Raw genomic sequence first — 14,557 nt, forward strand, 5'->3', positions numbered from 1 at the left:
GTTGTAACGGCTTTCGGGTGAGTCTGGCGGGGTTCTAGCTCCGTACCGACCAGGCTTCCCACAGTGCAGCGTAGGAACCGTCCGCGCCGATCAGTTCGTCATGTGTCCCGCTCTCGACTACGCGGCCACCGCTCATGACGAGTATGCGATCGGCGCGGACTGCTTGGCTCAGCCGGTGTGCGATCACCACGGCGGTCCGGCCGGTGACTGCGAGCTCGGCTGCCTGATCGAGTAGACCGGCTGCGGTGGTTCCGGCTTCGGCAGTCGCCTCGTCGAGGATGACGACGGGAGGATCGAGCAGAGCCAGTCGGACGAGGGCTATGTGCTGTGCCTGCGCCGCCGTCAACTGGTACCCACCGGCCCCGACCCTGGTCTCGAGTCCGTCCGGAAGTTTATGAATCCATTGAGCTTTCATCGTGTCGACGGCTTCGGCGATCTTCGCATCGTCCGAATCTGGTGCACACAACCGGAGATCGTCGGCGATCGTCCCGACGAACACGTGAACTTCCTGGCTGACGAGGACGACTTCGTGCCGAAGTTCGGCATCACTCAGGTCGTCAATCAGTGTGCCGTCGACGGTGATTCGCCCGTCCCCGACGGGAATGATGCCGGCAATCAGTTTGGCGAGCGTGGTCTTTCCGGCGCCGCTGCTTCCGACGACGGCGATTCGTTCCCCCGGTGCGATCGAGATCGAGATCGAATCGATCACCGGGGTGGAGTTGTCGTACGAGTAGGAAACCCGGTCCACCTCGACGCCGATGGGTTCGGACCGAGCCGAGGCAGGAATGCTCGTGGGCCGCCCGGGCATCGCGGTGACTCCGATCAGGCGAGCCAGGCTGGCACCCGCATCCTGCAATTCGTCGATGTTCGAGAGAAATACCGCGATGGGGCTGAACAGACTGTGGAAGTAGAGGGCGGCGGCGGTAGCGGCCCCGATGGACACCGAGCCTGTGGTCACGAGCCAGTAGCCGACGCTCAGGACGGCGGCCAGTCCGAGCAGTTCGGCGCCGTTGAGTTGGGCGAAGAAGTTGGTGCGCAGGCGAACTGCCTGCATGTCGAAGCTGATGGCGTGCTCGGAGGTCTCGGCGATTCGGCCGATGTGCTCGTCTGTTCGCCGCAGGGCAGTGACAGTGCCTGCGCCTCCGAGAGTTTCGATGAGCTGTTGTCCCCGCCTGGCCTGCGCAGCGCGAGAGCGTCGGTAGACGGGTCCGGAGCGTCGGAGGAAATGACGAAGAGCGAAATAGTGAATCGGCGCAACGGCAACGATTGCCACGGTGAAGCGCCAATCGATCACTCCCACACCGACAAGCGTCAGTGAAATCATGAACAGGGCAGACACGGTGGCGGGTAGTACTCGCGCGATGACGGTGTTTACCGCTTCGACGTCGCCCGAGATCCGGGAAATCAGATCACCGGTTCCGGCATCCTCGACCAGTGACGACGGCTGCGCGAGGGTGGCGGCGAACACGTCCTCACGAAGATCGGCCAGCACGTTCTGCGCGACGTTCGCCAGAAGCTGTGTGCTCCACCAGGTCAGCGCAACCCCTGCTGCCGCTGCGCCGAGCATGAACGCGGTGATACGCAGGAGTGAGGCAAACGGTTTGCCCTCCGTGACCGCATCGACCATGAGTCCGAGCAGTGCCGGGGTGGACAGGCCGCAGGCCGTAGCAGAGAGAAGCACGACGGTCGTGAGTGCGAGCGCTCGCTTGCGTGGCCGAAGCAGTGCGATCAATGCGCGGACGGTCTGCTTGGTCGACGCGATCGGCAGGGCAGATACAACCGGAACAGCAGATGCATCCGGAAGGGTATCGGTCACAGCGACTCTCCCTCCCGAACGCCGTGGTCGATCGTGACGACACGGTCACACGAATGGAGCAGGGTCGGGCTCGAGGTGATCACCAGAATGGCCTTGTCGGGGAAGTTTCTCAGCGAGTGTGCAATTCGATGCTCGGTGACAGAGTCCACGGAAGTGGTGGGTTCGTGGAGGACCAGGATCGGCTGGGGTTGATGGAGAGCGCGGGCGAGGAGAAGGCGTTGGCGTTGACCTCCGGAGAGTTTTTTTCCTTGCTCGCCTACCTCGGAGAGGTGGCCGTCGGGCAGATGCGTCAACACGTCGTCGAGCGCAGATGACGTCATTGCCGACGAGTCGACGTTCGGTGCAGCCAGATTGTCGAAGACGGTGCCGGTGAACACGGTTCCTTCATGGGCGGAGACGAACACCTGATCACGAACTCCGTCCGGGCCGAGGTCGGTTGCATCGGTGCCGAATACGAAGTAAGAGTCGGGGGCGAGCGGGGTCTGATAGGCGAGTTGTCGTGCCAGTCGGTCGGCGGAATCGTCAGCGCGCACACCCACCACTTCTCCGCGGCGAGCTGAGACGACGGTTCCGTTGTCCGCCGAAATCAATAGGGCGTCTTCAGTTCTGGCAGGTTCGGTCGCGGCCGTGGGGGCCAGCGATTCGATCAGGTGTGGCTCGGCCAACAGTTCGGACAGTCTGCGCGCGGAACCTCGCTTGGCAGCGAGTTCGGCACCGAAGAACCCCAGCGTTTCCATCGGACCGGCAATCACTCTGCTCAAGCCGACAACGGTGACGAAGTTGCCCACGGTGATCGTGCCTTGATGCGCCATCCACGCGGCTCCAAGCGCAACCGAAGCCAGCACCAACGCGGAGACCCCGGAATTGAGCGCGGTCAGGCTGGACATTGCTCTGACCGTCCGGATCGCTGCCTTCATCGACTCCCGGCTCGCGTTGACGTATCGCGACAGGGCGGTGGGTTCAGCCCCGAAACCCTTCAGTACCCGCAGTCCCAGCGTGAAATCCGTTGCAAGCATGCCTGCCTCGGCTGCCTTCTTCTGCTCTGCATACACGCGCTCGTCCAACGGACCGCTGATCTTGTGGATGAATATGAGCTGCGCAGCGGTGATGAGTACGACGATCAGTGCGAGCGGCCACGAAACGAAGGCAAGCGAAATCACTGCCGCGGCGAGCCCCGCAAATGCCGAGCCCTGTTCGGCGACAACCCAGGAGAAGCCCGAGACGTGTGAGGCATCCGAGGTAGAGATGGTGAGAACTTCACCGGTCGAACGCTGAGCTTTCATCCCCCTGGCATCGAGTACTCGTCTGGCAGCATTCAGTCGTAGGTCGTGTTCGCCGTAGACGAAGACCTGCGTGTTCAGGCGAACTGCGATGCGCCACGACAGAGCGAGTCCCACGAACAGAGCACACAGCACCGCAAGCCACACGAGAAGTGCTGTGCTGTCGGACTTTCCGATTGCCCGGTCGACGACGGTGCCGATCAGCACCGGGATGAGGGCTTGAGCTACCTGATACGACGCCTGCCCGGTGACGGCTGCAACCAGTCGCGGGCCGCGTCCGGAGGAGAATGATCCGACTCGGATCATCTCCATCGGACCGGAACGAGTTTCGGGCAGCGCTGACACTCGTGAAACTCCTCGCCCAGATCTGAACACTCGTTGTGCAGTTCTACGGTAGAGCCGGTGCGAGTGCGGAAAGTGCTCGCAGATGCCAAGGGCTACGCGGCAGCGGCCAGATGGAGTATCGACACCCCATTACCGGGATCGGGTCTCGATATACCTGGCTGGTCGAAACAAAGTACGTTTGCGAAGAGAGCTGACAGAAGATGAAGAGCACTACCCGAATAGTGGCTGCGTTGGCCGCGATTGCCCTGCTCGCAGGCTGCCAGAGCAGCACCGAGTCAACAGCGTCGGAGGGCACGACGCAGTTGGCCGAGGCCGGCGCGCTGCCGGTCACCGTTGATCACGCGTACGGGTCGACCACCATCGAGACCGAACCTCAGCGGATCGTGACGATCGGCTGGAACAGCCAGGATTCGGTCCTCGCACTGGGCAAGACACCCGTCGCCATGGAGTCGTTCAGTGGGGCAGGCTTGGAGAACGGCATCCTGCCGTGGGACGAAGAATTGTTGGGCGATGTCGAACCCACGTTGCTCGACAGCACGTCCGGTGTGCCGTTCGAGCAGATCCTGGCGTTGGAGCCGGACGTGATCATCGCAGTGGTCTCGGGAATCACCGAAGACGACTATGCACGTCTTTCCCAGATCGCACCCACCATTCCGTTCAAGGAGACCGCATGGGCGACCACGTGGCAGGAACAGTTGTCGACCATCGGATCAGTGCTCGGCCAACCGAAGCGGGCTGCCGAGCTGATCGAGGAAACTGACGATTCCATAGCCGACCTGGCTGCCGGATCCCCCAATCTGAACGGGAAAACCTTGACCTTCCTCTCGGGAAACATCGACGGCCTCACCAATTACTGCGCTGACGACGGCCGAGTCATCCTGATGTCCCAGCTCGGACTTGAGCAGTCGGCCGGAAGCGCAGAGCTGTGCGGCGACACCCAGGGGTCGGTGACTGCATCGCGCGAACAGTACAACGAACTGGACGCGGACGTGATCGTGCTCAACGACGCGAGTGGGCAGGGGCTCCCCGGATTGATGGGGGACAAGTTGTTTGCCGACCTGCCGGCAGTCAAGGACGGCAGGCTGATTCAGCAGCTCGGTCTGGCACGAGTCATGGCCTTGGCTTCACCCACGTCGCTGAGCGTCAAATATGCTTTCGCGGAACTGGTCTCGAAGATGAACGGGTTCTGACCAGTTAGGCTGACAACTCGCACGCGTCCGAGTAGTAGTTCTTCGGTGTGCGTCCGGTGACCTTGCGGAACACGCTGGTGAAGGCGCTGGGGGTTTCGTATCCGACGCGACGGCTTACCGTCGAAACAGGAACGCCCGCAGCGAGATAGGACATCGCAGCGCGGACGCGAACTTGAATTCGCCACTCGGTGAAGGACATCCCCGTGCCTTGAGAGAACACACGGCTCAGGGTACGGGGGCTTCCGCCTACCACATAGGCCCAATCGGCAAGCCCGCGTTGATCGGCGGGGTCGGCGATCAAGCGGCGTGCAACGGCGAGGGCCCGGGGATCGGCGGGCATCGGTACTGCGACATCAGCCGCCTCGATGGGCGCGAGCGTGTCGAAGACTACGGATTCCGCCCGCAAGCGAGCCTCGGTAGGCATGTTTCGCTGGTGCAGATGGATGAGCATCGTCTTGACGACGTCGTCGATGCCGATGATCGCGGGTTTTGTCCACGGGTGGGGGAACGACTCGGGCCGGAAATAGGTGAAGCGAGCCTCGGTGGATGCGCCGAGCGTGATGCGCCGTGGAGTTCCAGCCGGAATCCACATGCCGACCGTCGGTGGTATCTGCCAACGAACGTCGTCGATGTACGCGCTCATCTCGCCGGAAGCGCCCCAGAGGAGTTCGTGTTCGGGATGGCGGATCTCACGCCACGAGCGCTTCTGATCACGCCCGATGGTGGACGTCGTCATCGAGAAGGGGAGCGGAACGTACCGGCCTGCCGGCACAGCCCAGTACGGAAATCCTGTGGAACTCATCGGTGGATCATACCGCGAATGACTTAGGTAATGCTTTCCTATTTGATTCTTGATGCAGGCGCGACGGAAGTGTGATCGCCACAAAAGATCGAGGGTGGCACCGAGTCCGAAGACTCGATGCCACCCTCGAACACATTCCCCGACGGAGTGTTTACAGGTGGAGCAGGCGGTGCGGGTGAATCAGCTGCCGTTGGCCAGGACACCGCTGATGATGTCGGAGATGAAGCCGGCCGGGTTGTCCAGGATGGAGGAGCCGGCCGAACCGGTTCCTCCCTCGCCGTCAGAAGAGCCGAAGCCCAGATCCGCAGAGCCTGATGCGGCAGCCTCACCGGGGTTCTTGGCGCGGATCTTGGCGTAGACGCCGCTGATGTTCTGCTCGGTATTGAACGTCGAGATACCGATCGAGCTCGACATTTCCTGGTACGAACCGATCGGTGCATCGTCGGCGACGAGGTACTGCGCCTCGATCGTCACGGTCTTGCTTCCGGTGGGTGAGATCAGCCAGCCGGTGCTGGGTACATTCACGGTTCGGGCGGCGGTGTCAACCGAAGGCGTGACGGATTCGGTCTTCTGACCGCCGATCAAGTGCCACGCGTTGACCGTCGCCGTGCCCTGGATGTACTTGAACGTGGCGGGGTAGCGGTCGACGAACTGGTCGACGTAACGCTCGGGGTGGCCTGTTGTGGAGATGACCGTGCGCACGGTGACTTTGCCGCCGGGTGCAACTTCGCCGTCGCCCACGATGCTCTTGGTGATTCGGACGTTGGAGGAGTTGACCGTTGCCGCGGACGGGTGGGTGGCATCGGCGCTCGCGGTGCCTGCGGTCATCACGAGTCCGCTGGTGGCAAGTGCAGCGATTGCGATTCCGGTGAGTGTTTTGCGCATTGAAAAACGTGACATGAAATTCTCCGTTCGAGGGGTTCACGCTGACGGCGATGGGATGACTCTTCAAAGGTTGCGCCGCGGTAACCATTGAAACCTATCGGACGCTTGCCTATGTATCAGTTCGGCAGAATTTACGGAAAAGTCCGAATTGAGAGGACTTTTTCGGTGTCGATTGCCTGCCGTTAACTGATTGTCGACTATTTCGACGAAAAGCTGGGCGAATGTCCAGGTCGACTGTATCGTACTTCGAGAGTCGGGTTGCAACAAGTTCCAGTAATCAATGAATTCGGTTGTCCTGGAACCACACAGAGTGGAGATTGTTCGTGGCAAAGTTTGGATCCAGGAATCGTAGTCTGTCCACCGTTGGAGCTGGTTTGGGGGTGATTGCTCTTGCTGTGGGCGCAAGCGCGCTGGGTGCGGGAGTCGCGACTGCCGAGACAGCAACTTCCGGTGCCTACACATTTACTCGCACCGTGGACAATGCGTCGCCGAAGATCGGTGACACGATCACCTACACGACAGTGTCGAAGAAGAGCGGAATCGACGGGTATATCAGCAGGTTCACCGAGACGCATGCCGCATGCTTGACCTTTGTCCCGGGCTCGGCGAAGGTCACGAAGTTTCACGTTGGCGGGACGATGACCGAAACCACTGAAACGCCGGAACTGACAGCCACGACGCTCGAGGTGACCAGTGCCGGCTGGATCAACAACGGCAGCAAACCGGTGACCATGAAGACCAGCTACACGGTCACTGCTTCGTGTGCGCCGGGAACCGTGTACGGAAGTGGATTGGCGGTAGGTGCCACGGTGATGGGCAACGGATTCCAGTCGAGTGCGAATTTCGCAAACTTGGGCCCGTCCATCACTGTCCGCGCCGCGGATGTGGTCGATCCGGTTGACCCGGTCGATCCCGTTGATCCGGTTGATCCCACTGGCCCCGGAACCGGTGGCGGAACCGGATCGCTCGGCTCGTTGAGTGGTGGCCTCGGTTCCCTCAGCGGCCTGTTCGGTTCGAGCTAGGCGAGAGTTGTGAAACGGCGGGCCGAGACTGTCGTAGTCTCGGCCCGCCGCGGTTGTTCGGTGATCGGGTATTCAAACCATCAGGTGCTCAGCCGAATTCGATCGAGGTGTTGATTTCTTCCACCTGGTTGGAGGTCTGCATGTTCGTCGTGTCGGTGAACTGGTTTGCAAAGCTGACCAGGTAGACCGGCGAGTTGTCGTCGGCTTGGTAAGCGACGACCGTCATGACGGCGTAGAGCGGAACGTCCAGGTTTGGGGCGGTCCAGGTTCCGGAGAGGCGGAAACCCTGCTGTCCGTCGACGTCGATCTCGGTGTACTTCACCTCGGTCCACCCGTCGAGAGTGGCGATCGTTTCACGCGCAGCGGCAAGAACCTCGTCTTTTGTTGCGGTGCCTTGATTTTCGACCGTCACCGTGGTGTTCGGCATGAAACCGCTGGGTTCCTGGCTGTTGCTGGACAATGCGTCCGTAACGCCGGCAGGGATGTTCTCGCCGTGAGTCCAGCTCGGCGGGAGGCTGACGCTGATGCTCGGCGCTTCGGGGTCGTCGCCGGTTTCGATCGTCGTCCGCTCACCGATGAACGGTGTTCCGTCCCGTAATGTCGGCGTCGCGGCAGCGGCAGACGACGAGGATGCAGAACTTTCGGAAGCAGTGGTCTCACTGGTGTTGGTATCACTGGAGACGGCGTCGCCGCTTTCCGAACTGCTGCATCCGGACAAGACGAGTGCAGCAGTGATCAGTGACGCTATTCCGAGAGCAAGTGTGCTGCTCTTAGGGCTCATAGTGTGACAGTCCTTCAGGTTTTGGCGACGGCCGAGCGCCGCCGGCAGCATTGCTGGCGCGGCTGAGACTATCAGCGCTACGACGGCCGAGTAGTGGCCTTGAAGGTAATGGTGCTGCCGGGCCGCAGCTGTGCCAGCGACGCAATCCCGGCGTCGGAAACGACGGCGATGACCGGGTATCCGCCGGTCACGGGATGGTCGGCGAGGAACACGACGGGCTGGCCGCCTGGCGGCACCTGGATGGATCCCGTCACGACGCCTTCGCTCGGCAATTCCCCGGTGCGTGAGCGATGCAAAGGCCCTTGGCCCTGTAGCCGGACCCCGACTCGGTTGGTGTGTTCGGTGACTTTCCACGTGGTGTGAAGGAGCGCGTGAACGGATGCGGCGGTGAACCAGGAATTTCGGGGGCCGAGCGTGATCTCGATCGGAACCGCGCCGAGTGCAGGTGCGGGCGGTGGAATCAACTCTTCGGTGGGCCACGTCCCTTCCTCGGCCCCGAGGAGGACTAGATCGCCGGCGGCGAGCGGCGGCGGCCCGAGTCCGGAGAGCGTGTCGGTGGATCTGCTTCCGAGTACCTGCGGGACGTCGACGCCACCGCGTGCAGAGATATACGTTCTCAACCCGGTTGTGCTGTAACCCAATTCGAGAATGCTGCCACTACCCAGATGGATGCTCGCGTAGTCAGGTGCCGGCCGTCCGTCGACGGCCAGCGGCACCCGCGCGCCTGTCGCTGCCACCGTCATCGAACCGACGGCCCGCATAGCGAAACCCCCAGCGGTGACTTCGATGGTTGCTGCTCGAAAAGTGTTGCCTACGAGTCTGTTGGCGCTGTCATGCGAGATCATGTCGACGGCGCCGGATCTTCCGACCCCGAGGGCGCCGTAGCCTCTCCGCCCGCGGTCCTGAACTGTGGCGAGCGGGCCGGTACGCACAACCTCGAGCCAGGCCATGAATCCATTGTCCCGCAACAGCGCGGTGAAGACACCAAAATCATGCTTGCACCAAAATCATGCACGGACAAAGGTGACTGTGGTGCCGGGTAGAAGCAGCGCCGGCGGGCGGCGCTCGGCATCCCACACCGACAGTTCCGTCGTTCCGATCAACTGCCAGCCGCCCGGGGAGCTACGCGGGTAGACGCCCGAGAACGGTCCGGCCAACCCGACTGCACCGGCCGGGACCTGCCTGCGCGGGTCCGATCGACGTGGAACTTCGAGCTTTCTCTCGTTGCTGGTCAGATACGCGAAGCCGGGGGCGAAACCGATGAACGCGACGGTCCACGACGCAGACGTGTGAGCATCGATCACACCGTCGACCCCGAGTCCGGTCAGCTTGCCCACCTCTACGAGATCGGGACCGTCGTAGCGGACCGGAATCTCGACAGCAGACCCACTCTCGTCAGCTGTGAGTTCGATCGGTACGGCCCCACGTACCCATTTCTCCACCAGTTGGTGCGCGGTGATCGTGTTGTCGTACTCGATCAAGATGGTTCGCGCCGCGGGAATCAGGTCGATCACTCCGGGGATCCGACTGGCGTCGAGAGCCCTGAAGTTGCCCAGCACACTCGGCAGTTCGTCGTACTCGACGAGGACTGCGGATTCACCGGCGGGCAGGATCGCGATCATGTGAACGGCGTGATCTCGACGTCGGAAGATTCGAGGAGAGCGCGGATTGCCACGGCCATGTCGACGGCTGCCGGACTGTCACCGTGCACGCACACCGATGCGGCAGCGACTTTCAACGTGCTCCCGTCGACTGCGTCCAACTCGCCGTCGACGACCATTCGCCGAACCCGCTCTGCAACAAGTGTCGGGTCCTGCAGAACGGCGCCCGACTCGGTGCGGGGGACCAGGGTGCCTTCCGCCGTGTACGCACGATCGGCAAAAGCCTCGGCGACCACGTCGAGACCGGCCTCGCGCGCCTCTTCGAGAAACACCGAACCCGGTAGTCCGAGAACAGGTAGCGAACTGTCATAGGCAACGACGGCGGCGACCACGGCCCGCGCCTGCCGTCGGTGATGGACTATTGCGTTGTAGAGCGCGCCGTGGGGTTTGACGTACGTGACCCGCGATCCGGCGACACGGGCCAAACCGTCGAGTGCCCCTACTTGATAAATGACGTCGGCGGTGAGGTCCTTCGGGGAGACGTCGATGAAGCGTCGGCCGAAACCGGCGAGGTCTCGGTAACCCACCTGCGCGCCGATCCGGACGCCGCGGGTGGCTGCGGATTCGCAAGTCGCCAACAGCGTTGTCGGGTCGCCGGCATGGAATCCGCAGGCGATGTTCGCGCTGGTGACAAGTTCGAGCATGGCGTCGTCGTCGCCCAGGGTCCAGGCTCCGAAGCCCTCGCCGAGGTCGCTGTTCAGATCAACGCTGTAACCCATACCTCGATTCTAGGTAGGTATGGGCTCTCGGTGTTCAGGCGTGCGCCGGAATCCGTCCGGCATTCTTGCGACGTGCGGATCCGAAGAGTCGGCATATCAGGTAGATCACGAACGAGACCGAGGTGACGAAACTCGAGACGGGAACGCCGGGGGCCAGCGAGAGAAGGATGCCGCCGACGGCTGCCAGTTCGGCGAACACGACGGAGAGGATCGTGGCCTTGAGTGGGCTTGCCGTGACGTACGCGGCGGCCGCTGCGGGGGTGATCAGCAGCGACATCACCAGCAGAGCACCGACGATCTGTACGCCGAGTGCTGCGGTGATGCCGACCAACACTGCGAACACGATCGACAGTGCCCGGACCGGAACACCGCGAGCTGCAGCAACTTCGGGGTCGGTGCTTGCGAACAGCAAAGGGCGGTAGATGAATCCGAGTGTGCCGATCACGATGACCGCGCACAGCAGCAGAAGTTCGAGACCGCTGTTTCCCGGCGCCACGATCTGTCCGACCAACAACGAGAAGCTGGTTCCCGTGCGACCGTCGTACGCCCAGAGGAACAACACCGACAGGCCGAGGCCGAAAGCCATGATCACGCCGATCACCGAATCTCGGTCGCGCGCTTTGGCTCCGAGCAGTCCGAACAGCACTGCCGCGACCACGGATCCGACGATGGCACCGAAGCCGACGCCCACACCGACGAGAAGTGCGGCGGATGCGCCCGTCAGTGACAGCTCACTCGTTCCGTGCACCGAGAACGACATCTGACGGCTCACGATCAGCGGCCCGATGATGCCTGCCAACAATCCGAGGATGGCACCGGCAATCAACGCCTGTTGGACGAAGTCGTACTGCAGTAGGTCGACGGTGGCGGACACGTCGAACATCCGCGACATCGCGTCGGTGAACTTGTTACTCACTGGTGGTGATCCTCATCAGAATGGTGAACGCCTTCTCCCGGGCGTAGTCCGCCGGCGCTGCCGAGCGCGTCGATGGCGTCGCCGGTGCCGATCACGACGAGGCGGCCACGAACCTGCAACACTTCGACGTCGGTGTTGTACAGATCCGAGAGAACCTCGGACGTCATCACTTCGGCCGGCGTACCGATCCGGAATTTGCCGTCCACCAGATAGAGCACTCGATCGACCAACGGCAGGATCGGATTGATCTCGTGCGTCACGAACAGCACCGCGGTGTCATGGCTGCGCCGACGCTTGTCGATCAGCGTCGAGACCAGGTGCTGGTTGGCGAGGTCGAGGCTGAGCAGCGGCTCATCGCACAGCAGGATCCGCGGGTCGCCGACCAAAGCCTGTGCGATCCGCAGTCGCTGCTGCTCACCGCCGGACATGGAACCGATGGGAGCGTCGGCGAACGACTGGGCGCTGACCTGTGCGATGGCGTCGTCGACGATCTTGCGGCGACGACCCCGACGCAGTAGGCCAGTACCCCACTGGTGACCGTCGACGCCGAGGCCGACCAGGTCGCGGCCTCGGAGCGGGAGGCCGTCGTCGATGGATTTCTGCTGCGGGATGTACCCGACGTGTGAGTTCCCGGCCCGTGCCGGCGTGCCGACGATCTGTGCACTACCGCCGCTGAGTTGTAGTTGGCCCAGCAGAATCTTCAGGAGCGAGGTCTTGCCCGACCCGTTCGGCCCGAGTACGGCGATGAACTCACCTGGCTGTACCTCGAGATCGAGCCCGTCCCACAATGTGCGGGCGCCGAAGGACAATCGAGCGTCCTTCAGCGTCACAGCGGGCACGGAGGCCTCTGAAGGCGCGGTGTTACCAGAAGGCACGGTGTTACCAGGGGGCACAGGAGTATTCGCGGAAGTTTCTGTCACAAGCCGATCGGTTCTTCTCGGAAATGGTGGGGCAAATAATTACTGGGCAGAGAGGGCGTTTGCGAGCGACTCCGCGGTCTGCGTCTGCCACTGAATGTAGTCCAGGCCCTCGGGGAGAGTCTCCGTAACCTCGACGACGGGCACTCCGGCGGTTTCGGCTGTGGTGCGCATGTCCTGGGTCACTTTGTCCTGCGTCTGGATGTTGTAGACCAGTGCGCGGGCCTGCTTCTCCGAGAGGAGCTGGCGCGTTGCGGCGATTGCGGCCGGTGAAGGATCGTTGCCGTCTTCGATGGCACTGGTGAACTCTTCGGGAGTTGCGTCCTTCAGTTCAGCTGCGACCAGGAGGTAGTGCGCGATCGGCTCGGTCTGCGCCACCGGTGCGCCTGCGTGGGCAGCGGCGATGGAATCGGTGATCGCTGTGACGCCGGCGAGCTTCTGGCTGTATGCCTTCGCGTTGTCCTCGTAGGTCGCCGCGTTGTCCGGATCGAGAGCGCTCAGCTGATCGGCCACCGAATGTGCGACGGCGTCGACGGTCGGGATGTCGAACCAGACGTGTTCGTTGACTGCGCCGTGGGTGTGACCGTCATGCGATTCGCCCGCGGTTTCGCCGGCGTGGATGCCGCCGTCGAGCAGGTTGTAGGCGTTGACCGTCTTCTGCTCGCCCTTGCCTGCGTCGAGGACGTCGGTGATGAACTGGTCGTAGCCGCCACCGTTGTAGACGACGAGCGATGCGTCGGTGATCTTGGCGGCATCGGCGGGAGTCGCCTCGAACGAGTGCGGGTCCGCGGACGGCTCGTTGATGATCGACGTCACGGTCAGCTTGTCGCCGGCGACGGCCTGCGCGACGTTGCCCCACACGTTCGTCGATGCGACGACGGTGATGCCGTCGTCCTTCGAGGAGGTTGAGCTGCACGCGGTGAGCGCGAATGCTGCGGCGACCGAGACGGCCGCGAGGGCGGTGGCGGTGCGGAATTTCGACGACGAACGCACGTGCTTTTCTCCTGAACAAAGGCTGGGCTAAATGCTATTGGAAACCGTTACCGTTACACATTAGCGCATAGTCGCTGGTAGTTCACCTTCGGTTCAGCCCCAACGCGCCGTCTGCGGGCACTACGGCTAACGTCCGTTTATGCCCCGGTCCCGTCAGCCACGCCGTCAAGCCACTTTGGCGTCGCTTGCCGCCGAGCTCAATGTGTCGAGAACTACAGTCTCGAACGCGTACAACCGACCCGATCAGCTCTCCGTCGAGCTGCGGGATCGAGTGCTCCAAGCGGCCAAGCGACGCGGATACCCCGGACCTGATCCGGTCGCCCGCTCCTTGCGAACTCGCAAAGCCGGCGCCGTCGGTCTCCTGCTCACCGAAGCACTCAGTTATTCGTTCCGCGACCCGGCCGCCATGAGCTTCCTTGCCGGTCTCTCGGAATCATGTGAGGACGCCGGCCAGGGCTTGCTGCTCATCCCGGCCGGGCCCGGCCGCGACGAGGTGGATGCTGCCGCCGTGGTCCAGCAGGCGGGCGTCGACGGCTTTGTCGTCTACTCCGTGGCCGACGACGACCCGTATCTCGCTGCCGTGCTCGAGCGTCACATTCCGATCGTCGTCTGCGACCAGCCCCGCGAGATTCCCGGTGCATCCCTCGTGGGCATCGACGACCGCGCTGCCATGCGCAAGGTCGCCGACTACCTCATCGGGCTCGGCCACCGCGACATCGGCGTGCTCTGCATGAGGCTGGGGCGCGACCGGATGGACGGCGTCGTCAGCCAGGAACGACTCAAGTCCCCACACTTCCACGTCCAGCGTGAGCGGATCGAAGGAGTGCGCGACGCGATGGTGGCGTCCGACATGGACCCACTCTCACTCACCGTGATCGAGCGGTACGTCCACACATCGCAGTCCGGGCACTCGGCGGCGGCGGAAGCTCTCGCGACCAACCCCGAGATCACCGCACTGGTCTGCACCACCGACGTGCTGGCTCTCGGCGCCTTGGACTGGGCGCGCTGGCAGGGCATAGATGTACCTGGCCAACTGTCGATCACCGGATTCGACGGCGTCGACGAGGCGCTGCGCGAATCACTGACAACGGTGCGCCAGCCCCAGGAAGAGAAGGGCCGGCGTGCCGGTGCGCTCCTGATGTCGCCGTCCGGATCCGGCGTTCCGATAGTCGAGATGCTCGACACCGAACTACTGGCCGGGCGAACATCAGGTCGGATCAAGGGGTAGCG

General features: G+C 62.8%; 14 protein-coding genes. 3 read left to right on the top strand and 11 right to left on the bottom strand.

The genetic code is table 11. The features are described 5' to 3' along the window. Window positions 1-34: 34 nt before the first annotated feature. Entirely contained in the window at window positions 35-1,816 is a 1,782-nt protein-coding gene (locus GN300_RS14675) for an ABC transporter ATP-binding protein (RefSeq protein ID WP_063315053.1), read from the bottom strand. Continuing rightward, complete coding sequence (locus GN300_RS14680) at window positions 1,813-3,441, bottom strand: ABC transporter ATP-binding protein (protein ID WP_007726874.1); 1,629 nt, start codon at window positions 3,439-3,441, stop codon at window positions 1,813-1,815. The genes GN300_RS14675 and GN300_RS14680 overlap by 4 nt, the downstream gene beginning before the upstream one ends. A 200-nt stretch (window positions 3,442-3,641) precedes the next feature. Between GN300_RS14680 and GN300_RS14685 the strand changes: the two genes are divergently transcribed. Beyond that, window positions 3,642-4,631, top strand: a complete 990-nt coding sequence (locus GN300_RS14685) for an iron-siderophore ABC transporter substrate-binding protein (RefSeq protein ID WP_047269643.1) — start codon at window positions 3,642-3,644, stop codon at window positions 4,629-4,631. Between the two features lie 4 nt (window positions 4,632-4,635). On the opposite strand, the gene GN300_RS14690 is transcribed toward GN300_RS14685, so the two are convergent. Further along, window positions 4,636-5,433, bottom strand: coding sequence for an AraC family transcriptional regulator (locus GN300_RS14690; protein WP_021332364.1), 798 nt, complete (start codon window positions 5,431-5,433; stop codon window positions 4,636-4,638). 180 nt (window positions 5,434-5,613) lie between these two features. Next, window positions 5,614-6,333, bottom strand: coding sequence for a hypothetical protein (locus tag GN300_RS14695; RefSeq protein ID WP_003945935.1), 720 nt, complete (start codon window positions 6,331-6,333; stop codon window positions 5,614-5,616). Window positions 6,334-6,698: 365 nt separating this feature from the next. On the opposite strand from GN300_RS14695, the gene GN300_RS14700 reads away from it, so the two are divergent. Next, window positions 6,699-7,340, top strand: a complete 642-nt coding sequence (locus GN300_RS14700; protein ID WP_029254438.1) for a hypothetical protein — start codon at window positions 6,699-6,701, stop codon at window positions 7,338-7,340. 88 nt (window positions 7,341-7,428) lie between these two features. Here the strand turns inward: GN300_RS14700 and GN300_RS14705 are convergent, their stop codons facing one another. The 7 genes from GN300_RS14705 to GN300_RS14735 form a co-directional block, all read right to left on the bottom strand. Continuing rightward, the gene (locus tag GN300_RS14705) at window positions 7,429-8,121 is read right to left on the bottom strand and encodes an LpqN/LpqT family lipoprotein (RefSeq protein WP_058039314.1); all 693 of its coding nucleotides are present in this window, start codon (window positions 8,119-8,121) and stop codon (window positions 7,429-7,431) included. 77 nt (window positions 8,122-8,198) lie between these two features. Beyond that, window positions 8,199-9,071: a biotin-dependent carboxyltransferase family protein gene (locus tag GN300_RS14710; protein ID WP_007733989.1), complete on the bottom strand. Its 873-nt coding sequence runs from the start codon at window positions 9,069-9,071 to the stop codon at window positions 8,199-8,201. Window positions 9,072-9,128: 57 nt separating this feature from the next. Beyond that, window positions 9,129-9,743, bottom strand: a complete 615-nt coding sequence (gene pxpB / locus GN300_RS14715; protein WP_082845682.1) for a 5-oxoprolinase subunit PxpB — start codon at window positions 9,741-9,743, stop codon at window positions 9,129-9,131. After that, a complete protein-coding gene (locus GN300_RS14720) occupies window positions 9,740-10,501 on the bottom strand; it encodes a LamB/YcsF family protein (RefSeq protein ID WP_063315052.1) in 762 nt (253 codons plus the stop codon). The genes pxpB and GN300_RS14720 overlap by 4 nt, the downstream gene beginning before the upstream one ends. Window positions 10,502-10,535: 34 nt before the next feature. Further along, entirely contained in the window at window positions 10,536-11,417 is an 882-nt protein-coding gene (locus GN300_RS14725) for a metal ABC transporter permease (protein WP_003945811.1), read from the bottom strand. Next, window positions 11,414-12,256, bottom strand: a complete 843-nt coding sequence (locus GN300_RS14730; RefSeq protein WP_020723636.1) for a metal ABC transporter ATP-binding protein — start codon at window positions 12,254-12,256, stop codon at window positions 11,414-11,416. Before GN300_RS14730 ends, GN300_RS14725 begins: the two co-directional genes overlap by 4 nt. A 120-nt stretch (window positions 12,257-12,376) precedes the next feature. Continuing rightward, window positions 12,377-13,327 (bottom strand): metal ABC transporter solute-binding protein, Zn/Mn family, encoded by a 951-nt coding sequence (locus tag GN300_RS14735; RefSeq protein WP_047269639.1) that lies wholly within the window; start codon window positions 13,325-13,327, stop codon window positions 12,377-12,379. 139 nt (window positions 13,328-13,466) lie between these two features. On the opposite strand from GN300_RS14735, the gene GN300_RS14740 reads away from it, so the two are divergent. Further along, complete coding sequence (locus GN300_RS14740; RefSeq protein ID WP_007733995.1) at window positions 13,467-14,555, top strand: LacI family DNA-binding transcriptional regulator; 1,089 nt, start codon at window positions 13,467-13,469, stop codon at window positions 14,553-14,555. Window positions 14,556-14,557 lie beyond the last annotated feature (2 nt).

Origin of the sequence: Rhodococcus sp. Ni2, assembly GCF_021352185.1 — a bacterium.
GTDB classification, from domain to species: Bacteria; Actinomycetota; Actinomycetes; order Mycobacteriales; family Mycobacteriaceae; genus Rhodococcus_F; species Rhodococcus_F qingshengii.

What these genes read in the sequence shown, in the direction of transcription:
- GN300_RS14685 (WP_047269643.1), top strand. Translation starts at nt 3,642, where the DNA reads ATGAAGAGCACTACCCGAATAGTGGCTGCGTTGGCCGCGATTGCCCTG.
- GN300_RS14690 (WP_021332364.1), bottom strand. Translation starts at nt 5,433, where the DNA reads ATGAGTTCCACAGGATTTCCGTACTGGGCTGTGCCGGCAGGCCGGTAC.
- GN300_RS14695 (WP_003945935.1), bottom strand. Translation starts at nt 6,333, where the DNA reads ATGTCACGTTTTTCAATGCGCAAAACACTCACCGGAATCGCAATCGCT.
- GN300_RS14705 (WP_058039314.1), bottom strand. Translation starts at nt 8,121, where the DNA reads ATGAGCCCTAAGAGCAGCACACTTGCTCTCGGAATAGCGTCACTGATC.
- GN300_RS14710 (WP_007733989.1), bottom strand. Translation starts at nt 9,071, where the DNA reads ATGGCCTGGCTCGAGGTTGTGCGTACCGGCCCGCTCGCCACAGTTCAG.
- pxpB (WP_082845682.1), bottom strand. Translation starts at nt 9,743, where the DNA reads ATGATCGCGATCCTGCCCGCCGGTGAATCCGCAGTCCTCGTCGAGTAC.
- GN300_RS14720 (WP_063315052.1), bottom strand. Translation starts at nt 10,501, where the DNA reads ATGGGTTACAGCGTTGATCTGAACAGCGACCTCGGCGAGGGCTTCGGA.
- GN300_RS14740 (WP_007733995.1), top strand. Translation starts at nt 13,467, where the DNA reads ATGCCCCGGTCCCGTCAGCCACGCCGTCAAGCCACTTTGGCGTCGCTT.